The following is a 13,083-nucleotide window of genomic DNA, read 5'->3' as shown; positions in this document are numbered from 1 at the left end:
AGCCCGGCGAAGCCGGTTCTACGGTGTCCTTGGAGGGATGCGTTCTGCTTAAATTATTTGTGGAGAAATCAATGCCCAGTCAAAGCCCCTCTTTTTTCACCCGCCTGGCCCTGGCTTTCGCCGTGCTGGGCAATGGCAAACTCGCCGCCCAGGTGCAGGACGTGCGCGACGGCGTGCTGCCTACCGCGCCGCCGCCCCCTCCCCCGGCTCCGGTGGCGCCGCCCGCCCCGGTGCTGAAAGTCGCCACCCCGGATGCGGCCCTGCAGCTGCTGGCCTTGTTGCAGCGCGAAGCCCGGTTTGTCGACTTCCTGCAGGAAGACGTGGCCAGCTACCCGGATGCCGACATCGGCGGCGCCGCCCGCCTGGTGCATGCCGGCTGCCGCAAGGTGCTGGACGCGCATTTCACCCTGGCCCCGGCCCGGCCCGAGGCCGAAGGCAGCCGCATCGTGCTGGAAGCCGACTTTGACGCCGCCAGCGTGCGCCTGACCGGCAATGTGGTCGGCCAGGCGCCGTTCCGCGGCACCTTGCGGCACCCGGGCTGGAAGGCCACCGACGTTCGCCTACCGCGCACCACCGAGGGCCACGACCCGCGCATCTTGGCCGCCGCCGAGGTGGAGCTGTGAGCGAGGCGCGCTACGCCATTGGCATCGACCTGGGCACCACGCATTGCGCGCTGTCCTGGGTTGACCTGCAAGAGCCCGAGGCACGGCCGCGCATCCTGCCCATCGCCCAGCAAAGCGCGCCCGGCGCGGTGCAGGACTACCCGCTGCTGCCGTCCTTCATCTACCTCCCCCACGCTAGCGAATTTGCCGACGGCGACCTGGCTCTGCCCTGGCAGGCCGCGCCGACTGCGGTGCTGGGCGAATGGGCGCGCAGCCATGGCGCGCAAACCCCGATCCGCCTGGTGTCCAGCGCCAAGAGCTGGCTCTGCCACCCCGGTGTGGACCGCCGCGCCCCCATCCTGCCCAACGATGCCCCCGACGAAGTCGCCCGCATCTCGCCGCTGGAGGCCAGCACCCGCTACCTGGCCCATCTGCGCGATGCCTGGAACCACACGCACCCCGACGCGCCGTTCGGCCAGCAGGCGCTGACGGTGACCATCCCCGCCTCCTTCGACCCGGCCGCGCGCGAACTCACGGCCGAGGCCGCCCAGGCCGCCGGCTATACCGGCGTCACCCTGCTGGAAGAGCCCCAGGCCGCGCTGTACAGCTGGATCGCCCAGAGCGGTGGCGGCTGGCGCAAGCAGGTCAAGGTCGGCGACGTGATCCTGGTGGTCGACGTGGGCGGCGGCACCAGCGACTTCTCGCTGATCGCCGTGGTCGAGCAAGAAGGCAATCTGCAGCTGCACCGTGTGGCGGTGGGCGAACACATCCTGCTCGGTGGCGACAACATGGACCTGGCCCTGGCCCACGGCGTGGCGCGCCAGCTGGCGGCAGACGGCAAATCGCTGGATGCCTGGCAGCTGCGCGCACTCACCTACGCCTGCCGCCTGGCCAAGGAGAAGCTGCTGAGCGACGCCGATGTGCAGGCCGTGCCTCTGGTCATCCCCAGCCGCGGCGCCCGCCTGATCGGTGGCTCCATCAACGCCGAGCTGCGCCGCGATGCGCTCACCGCAACCATCCTCGAAGGCTTCTTCCCCCAGGTGGACAGCAGCGCCCGCCCCATCAGCCGCGCCCGCGCCGGCCTGACCCAGCTCGGCCTGCCCTATGCGCAGGACGCCGCCGTCACCCGCCATCTGGCCGCGCTGTTGGGTCGCCAAGTGGGCGCCACTGCGGCCCTCGGCGGCTTCGCACCCGATGCGAACGCCAGCTTCCTGCATCCCACGGCCGTGCTGTTCAATGGCGGCGTGTTCAAGTCCGACCTGCTGGTGCAGCGCACCCTGGCTACGCTGAACAGCTGGCTGGCAGCCGAGGGCGCGCCGGCTGCGCGTTTGCTCGACGGTGCCGACCTGGACTACGCCGTGGCCCGTGGCGCGGCCTACTACGGCACGGTGCGCCAAGGCCAAGGCATCCGCATCCGCGGCGGCACCGCCCAGTCCTATTACGTGGGCATTGAGTCGGCCATGCCCGCCGTGCCCGGCCTGGAGCCGCCGGTGCAAGCCCTGTGCGTGGCCCCCTTCGGCATGGAAGAAGGCAGCCAGGCGGACTTGCCGCCGCAGGAATTCGGCCTGGTGGTCGGCGAAGCTGTGCGCTTCCGTTTCTTCGGCTCGTCCGTGCGGCGCGAGGACGCTGTCGGCATGCTGCTGGATTTCTGGTCGCCCGACGAGCTGCAGGAGCTGGCCGAGATCGAAGCCCATCTGCCCGCCGACGGCCGCGCCCCGGGCGAGGTAGTGCCAGTCAAGCTGCGCGCCGCTGTCACCGAAGCCGGCACGCTGCAGCTGCAGGCGATACCGCGCAATGGCGGCGAAGGCTGGAAGATCGAGTTCGAAGTAAGGAATTAGGCTCACCCCCAGGCTCCACGCTGCGCGTTTCCGCCAACCCCCTTGCAGGGGGCGAACCCAGTGGCCCGGCAAAGCCGGTTCCACGGGTTCTCTGGCAGGGAATGTTCACGTCAAACAGGCTGCTAGCGCAGGTAATACCTGCGCTAGCAGCTATTAAAAAGTGAGCATCACGCTTCCCTGAGCTCGGTCTTGCGCTCAATGATGCGCGACACCAGGCCGTACGCCACCGCTTCCTCGGCCGACAGCCAGCGGTCCCGCTCAATGTCGACCAGCACCTCCGCCAGCGGCTTGCCGGTTTCGCGCGCGATGGTGCGGGCGATGCGCTCGCGGGCCTTGACGATCTCGCGCGCCTGGATGGCGATGTCGCTGGCCGGCCCGCCCGCGCCGCCGCTGGGCTGGTGGATCAAGAAACGTGTATTCGGCAGGCAGTAGCGCCGTGCGCGCGGCACGGCCAGGAACAAATGGGTGGCGGCGCTGCCAACCCAGCCGGTGCCGACCATGTTCACCGGCGCGGCGATGAAGCGCACGATGTCGTGGATGGCGTCGCCGGATTCCAGGTGGCCGCCCGGCGAGCTCACCAGCACGTCGATGGGCTCGGCGCTGTCGGCATCCAGCGCGATCAGCCGGCGCGCCACATCGGCGGCCATCACGTCGGTGACCGTGCCGAAAATCAGCAAGGTGCGCGACTTGAAGGCCTTTTCCTCCAGGTAGGAGGTGCGCGGCTCGGTGGTGTCTGGTTTGGCTGGGGTATCCATGGTGGTCCTTGTGGTTGAACTGCCTTGACGAACCAGGCAGGGCTTGTGTGACACCCGGCCCCTTCCCCGCTTATGGCATGCTGCGTCCATGTACGACGAACACCACTGGGCCCTCATCGACTCCGACCGCAGCCGCCTGGTGCGCGCCGCCACCCGCCTGCTGGGCCCGGCGGAAGCCGAGGACGCGGTGCAGGACGCCTACCTGCGGGCCTTGGTAGCCGACACACAAGCGCCCTTTGTTGCCCAAGCCTGGCTGCTCACCGTGGTGCGCAACCTGGCTATCGACAGCCTGCGCCGCCGCGACTGGATGCAGCAATGGCTGGCCGGAATGGATGCAGGCGACACGGCATCCCAATCGGCCGAGATGGATGCGGCCCTGGCGCAAGAAGCCGCGAAGGCCCTGCGCCTGCTCGCGGCCCAGCTGGCGCCGGAGGACGGTGCGGCCCTGCTGCTGCACGAAATCTTCGAGGTCACCCATGCCGAGATCGCCGAGGCCAGCGGTAGGTCCGAAGCCGCCAGCCGGCAGCAGCTGCGCCGGGCGCTGTTGCGTCTGCGGCAAGCGGCCGGCCCCGGGACCGATACAGAGACAACTGCAGAGCAAGAAACCGTCTTCCGCCTCTACCTGCAGTCCCTACAGCTGCGCGATCCGCACACCCTGTGGGCGATGCTGCGCCGGCCACCGATCAGCGCCTTGGCAAGTCTGTCCACGCTGGCGGCCGAAGCCCTATCCGCGCCGCCCGTGACCACCTGCGGCGTGCTGCAGGTCGGCGGGCAACTGGGCCTGGTACTCACGCTGGACGGCGTCCGGCTGTGTGTCGTGCCGCTGGGTGTGAGGGCCGAGTGCGAGCGGGAAGCCGCGCTGTTGTAGCGCACATCCACCGGGTACACGCGCTTCGCAACCTGGATTCTGCGGCTAGCTCGATTAGCATCGTCCCTAGGTCCGCGCACCAACACACGGCTAAGAACCCGCCACGCCCAACCAGCTTCGAAGGCGGCAAAGAGAAGGAAAGTATGAGCACAAACGTCAACGCTGGGCCAGCCAGTCTGGCTCCGCCCCCAGACGGCTATACCGAATGGCTGGCCGACCTGAAGAGCCGCATCCACACCGCCCAGCAGCGCGCCACGCTGACCGTGAACCGCGAGCTGGTGTTGCTGTACTGGCAGATGGGGCAGGACATTCTGTTGCGGCAGGCCGCGCAGGGCTGGGGCGCCAAGGTGATTGAGCGGCTGGCGCATGATTTGCGTGCGGCCTTTCCGGACATGAAGGGGTTTTCCCGCGCCAATCTGATGTACATGCGGGCATTTGCGGAAGCGTGGCCGGATGCCGAAGTTGTCCAACAGGCTGTTGGACAATTGCCTTGGGGGCACAACCTGGTATTGCTTACCCGTTTGAAAGACCATCAACAACGCTTGGCCTATGCCCGGAGCGCCATCCAGCATGGGTGGTCGCGTAATGTGTTGAACATCCATATCGAAACACGTCTGTTGGAGCGCACCGGAACGGCGGTGACCAACTTTGAGGCCAGTTTGCCCAAGCCGCAGTCTGATCTGGCCCGTGAGTCATTGAAAGACCCGTACCGCTTTGACTTCCTAGGCCTCAGTCGAGAGGCAGGCGAGCGCGAGATTGAAAACGCCTTGGTCCAGCATGTCACCGAATTTCTGCTGGAGCTGGGCGCGGGCTTTGCGTTTGTTGGCCGGCAGGTGCTGTTGGACGTGGGCGGGGACGAGTTTTTTATCGACCTGCTGTTCTACCACCTCAAGCTGCGCTGCTATGTGGTGATTGAGCTCAAGGGTGGCAAGTTCAAGCCCGAGCATTTGGGGCAACTGGGCTTTTACCTTACCGCCGTAGACCGCCAAGTCAAGAGCGAGCTGGACAACCCCAGCATCGGCTTGCTGCTGTGCAAAAGCAAAAACAAGATCGTGGCCGAATACGCCTTGGGCGACAAGAGCCAGCCCATGGGCATCGCCGAATACAAGCTGCTCGAATCCCTGCCCGCAGAGCTGCTGACCAGCCTGCCCAGCATTGAGCAGATTGAGCGCGAGCTGGCCAAGGGCGACACCTCCATAGAAGACGATTCGCAATGACGCCACCCTGGCCGCCACGGTGGGCAACGCCCAAAATATACGTAAAAACAGCCTCCAGCGCATATTTAATCTTCGCAAGCAGCTATGCTTAATGTAGCAAGCAAGCAACCCCGCTACACCGTCGGCATCGACCTGGGCACCACCCACACGGTGGTAGCGTTTGCCGAGCGTGGGGCGGCGCAGATCCAGCTGTTTCCCATCGCCCAGCTGGTGGCGGCGGGCGAGGTGGCGGCGCTGCCGCTGCTGGCGTCGGTGCGCTTCCACCCTGCCGCCAGCACGCTGGCGCCGGCCGATCTGCAATTGCCCTGGCCGTCCACTGAAACCGCGGTGCTGGGCCGCTTCGCGCTGGAGCTGGGCGCGCAGCAGCCGGGCCGGCTGGTGGCCAGCGCCAAGAGCTGGCTGTCGCACGCCGCGGTGGACCGCACCGCGCCCATCCTGCCCTGGGGCGCGCCGGACGATATTGCCAAAGTCTCACCCTTGGCCGCCAGCGCCAGCACCCTGGCCCATGTGCGCGCCGCCTGGAACGCCCAGCACCCCAAAGCCCCGCTGGAGCAGCAGGAGTTGGTGTTGACCGTGCCCGCGTCCTTCGACGAAGGTGCGCGCGCACTCACGCTGGAGGCCGCGCGCCTGGCGGGTTTGCCCGGTGTCAGACTGATCGAGGAACCCCAGGCCGCGTTCTACGATTGGGTCTACAGCCACCGCGAGACTCTGGCCGAAGATTTGCAGAACACCCGCCGCGTGCTGGTTTGCGACGTGGGCGGCGGCACCACCGACCTGACGCTGATCGATGTGGACATCGTCGACGGCCAACCGCGTTTGACCCGCAGCGGCGTGGGCGACCACCTGGTGCTGGGCGGCGACAACATGGACCTGGCGCTCGCGCATCTGGTCGAATCGCGCCTGGGCAGTGAGCGCCTGAGCGCCACCCAATTGGCCCAACTGACCCAGCGCTGCCGCGCCGCCAAGGAACTGCTGTGGAGCCCGGGCGCGCCCGACAGCACCACCGTCACCCTGCTGGGCAGCGGCTCCAGGCTGATCGGCGGCGCACGCTCGGCGCCGCTGAGCCGGGCGGATTTGCAGCAACTGCTGGTCGACGGCTTCTTCCCCCAGGTCGCCGCCGACGCCCTGCCGCAGCGCGCGCGCAGCGGCCTGGTGGCCTTCGGCCTGCCGTATGCGAGCGACGCAGCCATCACCCGGCATATCGCCGCCTTCTTGCAGCGCCACCCGGGTGCGCCACCCGATACCTTGCTGCTCAACGGCGGCGTGTTCCATGCGCAAGATTTGGTGCAGCGCCTGCAGCAGACGCTGGACGGCTGGGCCGCCCAGCCGCTGCAGCTGCTGCACAACCCACAGCTGGACGCGGCCGTGGCCCGCGGCGCCGTGGCCTATGCGCTGGCCCGCGCTGGCAAAGCGCCGCGCATCGGTGGTGGCTCGGCGCGCAGCTACTTCCTGGTGCTGGACGACGGCCTGACCAGCCAGCGCGGCATCTGCGTGCTGCCGCATGGCGCCGAAGAGGGCCGGGCCATCACCCTGGCCGACCGCACCTTTGCGCTGCGCCTGGGCCGGCCGGTGCGCTTCTACCTGGCCTCCAGCGTCACCGATACCCGGCACCAACCGGGCGAGCTGATCGACCTTTCCACGGGCAACTTCGTGCGGCTTCCGCCCATCGCTACCGTGGTCCAGGGCAGCGCCAGCGAGGTGCTGGTGCAGCTCAGCACTGCGCTCACCGAGGTCGGCACGCTGGAGATGCACTGCGTCGCGGTAGCCGACCCCACGCAGCGCTGGCAACTGGAATTCCAGCTGCGCGGCCAAGCGTCGGAAGATGTACCCGAGGCCAGCGTCGAAGCCGCGCCGCACCCGCGCCTGGCGGATGCCAGCAACGCCATCGGCCGCGTCTACGGCGACCGCAGCCAGGGCGTGGACGCCAAAGAGGTGAAGCAGCTGCGCAGCCAGCTGGAGCGCCTGCTGGGCAGCCGCGACAGCTGGGACACGCCGCTGCTGCGCACCTTGTTCGGCCAGCTGCTGGATGCCGCCAAGCGCCGGCGCCGCACGGCCCAGCACGAGCGCCAGTGGTTCAACCTGACCGGCTATGCGCTGCGCCCGGGCTTCGGCCATCCGCTGGACGACTGGCGGGTGCAGCAGCTGTGGCAGCTGTTTGAGCCCGGCATCGCCCACAGCCACGAACCGCAGCAGTGGTCCGAGTGGTGGACGCTGTGGCGCCGCGTGGCCGGCGGCCTGACGGCCGAGCAGCAGGACATGGTGTTCGAGGCCATCGCCTACTACCTGCAGCCTGGGGGCGGTCAGGACGTGCCCGCGCCCGGCGGACCGCCCATGCTGGCGCTGGACGAGATGCTGCGCATGGCGGCCTCGTTCGAGCGCCTGGCGGTGACCCACAAGGTGCAGCTCGGCCAATGGCTGGTGCAGCGCCTGCAACAGCCCGGCGAGAACCCGCAAAGCTGGTGGGCGCTGGGCCGCATAGGCGCGCGCCAGCCGCTGTACGCCAGCCTGCACCATGTCGTGCCGCCGGACGTCGCCGCGCAGTGGCTGGAGGCCGTGCTGGCGCAGGACTGGGCCCAGGTGGAGCCGGCAGCCTTTGCCGCCACCCAGATCGCCCGCGCCACCGGCGATCGGGCCCGCGACGTGCCCGAAGCGCTGCGCCAGCGCGTGTTGGATCGCCTTGCCGCAGCACGCGCCGCGCCGGCCTGGATCGCCATGGTGCGCGAGGTCACGGTGCTGGACGCGGCCGACGCGCGGCGGGCGTTTGGCGAATCGCTGCCCGTGGGTTTGAAGCTGGTCAGCTGAGCCCACCGGCCGGGCGAACTATGATGGACTGATGCCCGAAGTCCATTCCGATCCCGCCCGCGCCGCAGCCCCCAACGACCACGATCTGTCCCCCATGGCGCCGTTCCGCAGGCCGGTGTTCCGCATGCTGTGGAGCACCTGGCTGATGGCCAATATCTGCATGTGGATGAGCGATGTGGCGGCCGCCTGGATGATGACCTCGCTGAATGCCACGCCACTATGGGTGGCGCTGGTGCAGACGGCCAGCAGCCTGCCGGTGTTTCTGCTCGGCCTGCCCAGCGGCGCGCTGGCCGACATCCTGGACCGCAAACGCTACTTTCTGATCACCCAGATCTGGGTGGCGGTGGTGGCCTGTTTGCTGAGCCTGTGCATTTTTCTCGAACTGCTGTCGCCGGTGCTGCTGTTGCTGCTGATTTTTGCCAACGGCATCGGCCTGGCCATGCGCTGGCCGGTGTTCTCCGCCATCGTGCCCGAGCTGGTGCCGCGCACCCAGTTGCCGGCGGCGCTGGCGCTGAACGGCGTGTCGATGAACGCCTCGCGCATCATCGGCCCGCTGGTCGCCGGGGCGCTGATCGCCAGTGCCGGCAGCGCCTGGGTGTTTTTGCTGAACGCCGTACTGTCACTGGCCGCGGCGGTGATCATCTCGCGCTGGCAGCGCGTGCATGTGCCGCACCCACTGGGGCGCGAGCGCCTGCTCAGCGCCATGCGCATAGGCGTGCAGTACGTGGCCCAGTCCTACCACCTGAAGGGCGTGCTGCTGCGGATATCGATCTTCTTCCTGACCTCGACCGCGCTGGTGGCGCTGCTGCCGCTGGTGGCGCGCAACCTGCACGGCGGCGGGGCCGGCACCTTCACCCTGCTGCTGGCCTCGATGGGCCTGGGGGCGATCATTTCCACGCTGTTTCTGCCGCAGCTGCGCCGGCGCCTGGCGCGCGACGCCCTGGTGCTCAGCGGCGCCGCCGTGCAGTCGGCCGCCATGCTGGTCGTGGCGCTGACGCACCACACCTGGATCGCCGTGCCGGCCATGCTGCTGGCCGGGGCTGCCTGGATCACCACCGCCAACACCCTCAGCGTGTCGGCCCAGATGGGCTTGCCCGACTGGGTGCGGGCGCGCGGCATGTCGATGTACCAGATGGCCATCATGGGCGCCAGCGCCGGCGGCGCCGCGCTCTGGGGCCAGGTGGCTACCGTGGGCTCGGTGCAGACCAGTCTGCTGCTGGCGGCGGTCTGCGGCGTGTCGGGGATGGCGCTGGTGAACCGCCTGCTGCCCGGCCAGGGCATGGTCGAGGATTTGACGCCTTCCAGCCAGTTCAAGACGCCGCAGGCCGAGGCGCCGCCGGCCAGCGGCCATGTGATGGTGAGCATCGAATACCGCATCGATCCGGCCCGGGCGCGCGAATTCCGCAATCTGATGCAGGAATCGCGGCGCAGCCGCCTGAGCCATGGCGCGCTGTCCTGGGAGCTGCTGCACGACATCAACGACCCCGGCCGCTTTGTCGAAATGATCGAAGACGCGTCCTGGACCGAGCACCTGCGCCGCTTCGACCGTGTGACCACCGCCGACGTAGCGCTGCGCGACCGCAAACTGGCTTTCCACATCGGCGAATCACCGCCGGCGGTGAATCGCTGCGTGATGGAAACCACCATCAAGACGGCCTCGACCGAGGGTTTCTAAAACCCCAGGTAACACGGCCGCGGTGGCCCGGCTTGCAAAAATGGGCGGGGCTTCGATACTGCACAATGTGTGGCTGCCCGCCAGCCAGGCCGGCCGCAGTTGTCTCGGGCAACAAGCCAAACTGCCCACCACCAGGAGTTTTTATGTCGCTTCGCATCAATGACACCGCGCCCGACTTCACGGCGCAAACCACCCACGGCCAGATCAGCTTCCACAACTGGATCGGCGACCAGTGGGCGGTGCTGTTCTCGCACCCCAAGGACTTCACCCCGGTCTGCACCACCGAGCTCGGCTACATGGCCAAGATCGAACCTGAGTTCACCAAGCGCAATACCAAGCTGATCGGCCTGTCGGTAGACCCGGTGGAAAACCACAGCAAGTGGGTTGCCGACATCGAGGAAACCCAGGGCGCCACGGTCAAATACCCGATGATCGGCGACACCGATCTGGCGGTAGCCAAGCTCTACAACATGCTGCCCGCCGATGAAGCCGGCGGCTCGGAAGGCCGCACCGCCGCCACCAACGCCACCGTGCGCTCGGTGTTCATCATCGGCCCGGACAAAAAGATCAAGCTGATGCTGACCTACCCCATGACCACCGGCCGCAATTTCGACGAAATCTTGCGCGTGCTCGACTCCATGCAGCTGACCGCCAAGCACAAGGTAGCCACCCCGGTGAACTGGAAGAACGGCGACGACGTAATCATCACCACCGCCGTGTCGAACGAAGACGCCGAAAAGACCTTCCCCGGCTATAAGACCATCAAGCCCTACCTGCGCGTTACCAAGCAGCCGACGTAAGGACACCATCGGCCCAACGCAGCTTGAACACGGCGGGTCGATTCAATTGCAGCGCATTTGCACTACAATTGAATTATGAAAACCGCAACCATTCCCTCTGTACGTGTGGCTCCTGCGTTCCGGGCCGAAATCGAAGCTCTGCTGGGAAGCGGCGAAACGCTGTCTGAGTTCGTCGAAAACTCTGTCGTCGAAGCCGTGCAAAGAAGGCGCAACCAAGGTGAATTTATTGCTCGCGGCATGGCATCTTTGGTCGATGCCAAGCAGTCGAATAGTTACGTGGATGCCGATGTGGTCATAGGCAAATTGGAGCGCAAGCTGGCAGCGGTCAAGGCACAGCGGTGACATTCCACGTCCGGCTGACCCACGACGCCGCCGAAGACCTGGAGCGCTTGTTTGACTTTGTGCTGGAACGTGAGCTGCAGCGCAGCGACGGCAATTTGCAGCTGGCCGAACACGCACTCCAAGCTATTAAAAACGGCATCGCCACCTTGCGTAACTCTCCCTTCACCTGCCGCAAAGCCGGGACCAGCCCGTTGCTGCGTGAGCTGGTGATTCCGTTTGGGCGCTCAGGCTATGTAGCGCTTTTCGAGATCATGGACAGCAGCAATGTGGTGGTAGCGGCTGTGCGGCACCAGTTGGAAGACGACTACCACTAAGAAGCGGGACGGCACCCACTCTAAAGTACCCCGGTACTTACCGGAACTGCTCGGGCTTATAAAAACCGCTGTCCACCAAGACAGCGCGCCAGTTCTTGGCGTCGACCAGCACCGGCTTGAGCAGGAAGGCGGGTACGACTTTTTCGCCGTTGTCGTAGGTCTTCTCGTCGTTCAGCGTGGGCTTCTTGCCGGTCAGCAGCGCGTCGACCATGGTGGCGGTGACCTGGGCCAGATCCCGGTTGTCCTTGAACACGCTGGAGCTTTGCTCGCCGCGGACGATGGAGCGCACCGAGGGCAGCTCGGCGTCCTGCCCGGTGATGAAGGGCAGTGTCTGGCTGCCCTGGCCGTAGCCGGCTTTTTTCAGCGCCTCGATCAGGTCAATGCTGATGCCGTCGTAGGGCGACAAGACGGCGTCCAGGCGCTGCTTGGCGTAGTGCTTGTCCAGGATGCCGGCCAGCCGTGCCCGGGCCACCGAGCCGCTCCAGCGCAGGGTGGACACCTTCTCCATGCCGATCTGGCCCGAGCCGACCACCAGCTGGCCCTTGTCGATATACGGTTTCAGTACCGACATCGCGCCGTTGTAGAAGAAGAATGCGTTGTTGTCGTCGGGCGAGCCGCCAAACAGTTCGATGTGGAACGGCCCCTTGCCCGCGGCCAGGCCCAGGCGGGCGGCGATGTCGCTGCCCTGCAGCACGCCGACCTGGAAGTTGTCAAAGGTGGCGTAGTAGTCGACGTTGCTGCTGCCGCGGATCAGGCGGTCATAGGCGATCACCTTGACCTTTTTGTCGGCCGCCGCCTTGAGCACCGGGGCCAGCTTGGTGCCGTCGATGGCGCCGATCACCAGCACCGTCGCGCCCTTGGCCAGCATGTCTTCGATCTGCGCCGTCTGGGTCGGGATGTCGTCGTTGGCGTACTGCAAAATAGCGCGGTAGCCGAGCTTGTCGAGCGACCGGGTCATGGCCAGGCCCTCGATCACCCAGCGCAGCGAGGTGATGGTGGGCAGGGAGATGCCGATCACCCCCTTGTAGCCCTTGTCTGCATTCTGTGACCAGGCGGCCGCAGATAACAGCCCGCCCAACAAACCACCGACCAACCGTCTGCGCACAGATTGCATGCTGAAGTCCCCGAAGTGTATTTTTATCGTTTGATCGTAGCAGACAGGCTACGCTCGCACCCCTATCCGCCCCTGCATCTGCCCTCCCCAGAATGAAACTCATCGCTCCTTCCAAAGCCGACACCGCGCTGCTGCCCCCGTTTCCCGGCCTGCCGCTGGAGCGCATCCTGGTGCCCAGCACCGCGGCGGAATTCGCCGCCGCCACGGCCGACATCCTGGCCGCCGGTGCGGTCGGCTTCGACACCGAGGCCAAGCCGACCTTTGCGCCGGGCGAGGTCAGCAGTGGCCCGCATGTGGTGCAGTTCGCGCTGCGCGACAAGGCCTACATTTTCCAGCTGCACTGGCCCGACTGCCGGGCCTGCCTGGTGCAGGTGCTGGAGTCCGAGCAGGTGCGCAAGGTCGGCTTCGGGCTGGAGCAGGACCGCGGCCAGCTGCACGCCCGGCTGGACGTGACACTGCGCGCCGTGATGGACCTGAACCTGGTGTTCCGCAAGCAGGGCTACGGCAGCTCGATGGGGGTGCGCGCCGCCGTGGGCGTGGTGCTGCGCCAGCGCTTCCACAAGTCCAAAAAGACCACCACCTCGAACTGGGCCCAGCCCACGCTCACGCCGACCCAACTGCTGTATGCGGCCAACGATGCGTACGCGGCGCTCAAGGTTTTTGAAGCCTTATAGGTCGCTAGCGCTTATTTAGACTGCAGCAACAGCTCTTGAAACAATAGCAATTTCAGAGCCCATGCCTTCGGCCAAGTCACAC

At 66.7% G+C, this 13,083-nt stretch carries 12 protein-coding genes; 10 read left to right on the top strand and 2 right to left on the bottom strand.

The window, feature by feature from the left end; all coding sequences use genetic code 11:
* Window positions 1–71: 71 nt before the first annotated feature.
* Both BLT66_RS19115 and BLT66_RS19110 read left to right on the top strand, forming a co-directional pair.
* Entirely contained in the window at window positions 72–623 is a 552-nt protein-coding gene (locus BLT66_RS19115) for a DUF2760 domain-containing protein (protein ID WP_092760090.1), read from the top strand.
* Window positions 620–2,440 (top strand): Hsp70 family protein, encoded by a 1,821-nt coding sequence (locus tag BLT66_RS19110; RefSeq protein WP_092760088.1) that lies wholly within the window; start codon window positions 620–622, stop codon window positions 2,438–2,440. Before BLT66_RS19115 ends, BLT66_RS19110 begins: the two co-directional genes overlap by 4 nt.
* 167 nt (window positions 2,441–2,607) lie before the next feature.
* Here BLT66_RS19110 and BLT66_RS19105 read toward each other — a convergent pair whose 3' ends face one another.
* Complete coding sequence (locus tag BLT66_RS19105) at window positions 2,608–3,195, bottom strand: ATP-dependent Clp protease proteolytic subunit (protein WP_092760086.1); 588 nt, start codon at window positions 3,193–3,195, stop codon at window positions 2,608–2,610.
* Window positions 3,196–3,283: 88 nt separating this feature from the next.
* Here BLT66_RS19105 and BLT66_RS19100 point away from each other — a divergent pair, with 88 nt between their 5' ends.
* The 7 genes from BLT66_RS19100 to BLT66_RS19070 all read left to right on the top strand — a co-directional run bounded on the left by BLT66_RS19100 (window position 3,284) and on the right by BLT66_RS19070 (window position 11,213).
* Window positions 3,284–4,063, top strand: coding sequence for an RNA polymerase sigma factor (locus BLT66_RS19100; protein ID WP_092760084.1), 780 nt, complete (start codon window positions 3,284–3,286; stop codon window positions 4,061–4,063).
* A gap of 143 nt (window positions 4,064–4,206) precedes the next feature.
* The gene (locus BLT66_RS19095) at window positions 4,207–5,280 is read left to right on the top strand and encodes a PDDEXK nuclease domain-containing protein (protein ID WP_092760082.1); all 1,074 of its coding nucleotides are present in this window, start codon (window positions 4,207–4,209) and stop codon (window positions 5,278–5,280) included.
* 84 nt (window positions 5,281–5,364) lie between these two features.
* Window positions 5,365–8,082, top strand: a complete 2,718-nt coding sequence (locus tag BLT66_RS19090) for an Hsp70 family protein (RefSeq protein ID WP_092760080.1) — start codon at window positions 5,365–5,367, stop codon at window positions 8,080–8,082.
* Between the two features lie 31 nt (window positions 8,083–8,113).
* Entirely contained in the window at window positions 8,114–9,757 is a 1,644-nt protein-coding gene (locus BLT66_RS19085) for an MFS transporter (RefSeq protein ID WP_092760078.1), read from the top strand.
* A 143-nt stretch (window positions 9,758–9,900) separates the two neighbouring features.
* Window positions 9,901–10,557 carry a peroxiredoxin gene (locus BLT66_RS19080; protein ID WP_092760076.1) on the top strand — a complete coding sequence of 219 codons (657 nt, stop codon included), beginning with the start codon at window positions 9,901–9,903 and terminating at the stop codon, window positions 10,555–10,557.
* A 75-nt stretch (window positions 10,558–10,632) separates the two neighbouring features.
* A complete protein-coding gene (locus BLT66_RS19075; RefSeq protein WP_092760074.1) occupies window positions 10,633–10,899 on the top strand; it encodes a YlcI/YnfO family protein in 267 nt (88 codons plus the stop codon).
* On the top strand, window positions 10,896–11,213 hold the full coding sequence (locus BLT66_RS19070) for a type II toxin-antitoxin system RelE/ParE family toxin (protein ID WP_092760072.1): 318 nt from the start codon (window positions 10,896–10,898) through the stop codon (window positions 11,211–11,213). Before BLT66_RS19075 ends, BLT66_RS19070 begins: the two co-directional genes overlap by 4 nt.
* 37 nt (window positions 11,214–11,250) lie before the next feature.
* On the opposite strand, the gene chvE is transcribed toward BLT66_RS19070, so the two are convergent.
* Window positions 11,251–12,318: a multiple monosaccharide ABC transporter substrate-binding protein gene (gene chvE / locus BLT66_RS19065; protein WP_369821624.1), complete on the bottom strand. Its 1,068-nt coding sequence runs from the start codon at window positions 12,316–12,318 to the stop codon at window positions 11,251–11,253.
* 101 nt (window positions 12,319–12,419) lie between these two features.
* Here chvE and BLT66_RS19060 point away from each other — a divergent pair, with 101 nt between their 5' ends.
* Window positions 12,420–13,001 carry a 3'-5' exonuclease gene (locus BLT66_RS19060; protein WP_092760068.1) on the top strand — a complete coding sequence of 194 codons (582 nt, stop codon included), beginning with the start codon at window positions 12,420–12,422 and terminating at the stop codon, window positions 12,999–13,001.
* The last annotated feature ends 82 nt before the right edge of the window (window positions 13,002–13,083 follow it).

This window comes from Rhodoferax sp. OV413 (assembly GCF_900104385.1).
GTDB lineage: Bacteria > Pseudomonadota > Gammaproteobacteria > Burkholderiales > Burkholderiaceae_C > Rhodoferax_B.
Note: the sequence above shows the minus strand (reverse complement) of the source record. Positions and strands in the feature narration are given on the sequence as shown.

What these genes read in the sequence shown, in the direction of transcription:
- BLT66_RS19115 (WP_092760090.1), top strand. Translation starts at nt 72, where the DNA reads ATGCCCAGTCAAAGCCCCTCTTTTTTCACCCGCCTGGCCCTGGCTTTC.
- BLT66_RS19105 (WP_092760086.1), bottom strand. Translation starts at nt 3,195, where the DNA reads ATGGATACCCCAGCCAAACCAGACACCACCGAGCCGCGCACCTCCTAC.
- BLT66_RS19100 (WP_092760084.1), top strand. Translation starts at nt 3,284, where the DNA reads ATGTACGACGAACACCACTGGGCCCTCATCGACTCCGACCGCAGCCGC.
- BLT66_RS19095 (WP_092760082.1), top strand. Translation starts at nt 4,207, where the DNA reads ATGAGCACAAACGTCAACGCTGGGCCAGCCAGTCTGGCTCCGCCCCCA.
- BLT66_RS19090 (WP_092760080.1), top strand. Translation starts at nt 5,365, where the DNA reads ATGCTTAATGTAGCAAGCAAGCAACCCCGCTACACCGTCGGCATCGAC.
- BLT66_RS19085 (WP_092760078.1), top strand. Translation starts at nt 8,114, where the DNA reads ATGCCCGAAGTCCATTCCGATCCCGCCCGCGCCGCAGCCCCCAACGAC.
- BLT66_RS19080 (WP_092760076.1), top strand. Translation starts at nt 9,901, where the DNA reads ATGTCGCTTCGCATCAATGACACCGCGCCCGACTTCACGGCGCAAACC.
- BLT66_RS19075 (WP_092760074.1), top strand. Translation starts at nt 10,633, where the DNA reads ATGAAAACCGCAACCATTCCCTCTGTACGTGTGGCTCCTGCGTTCCGG.
- BLT66_RS19060 (WP_092760068.1), top strand. Translation starts at nt 12,420, where the DNA reads ATGAAACTCATCGCTCCTTCCAAAGCCGACACCGCGCTGCTGCCCCCG.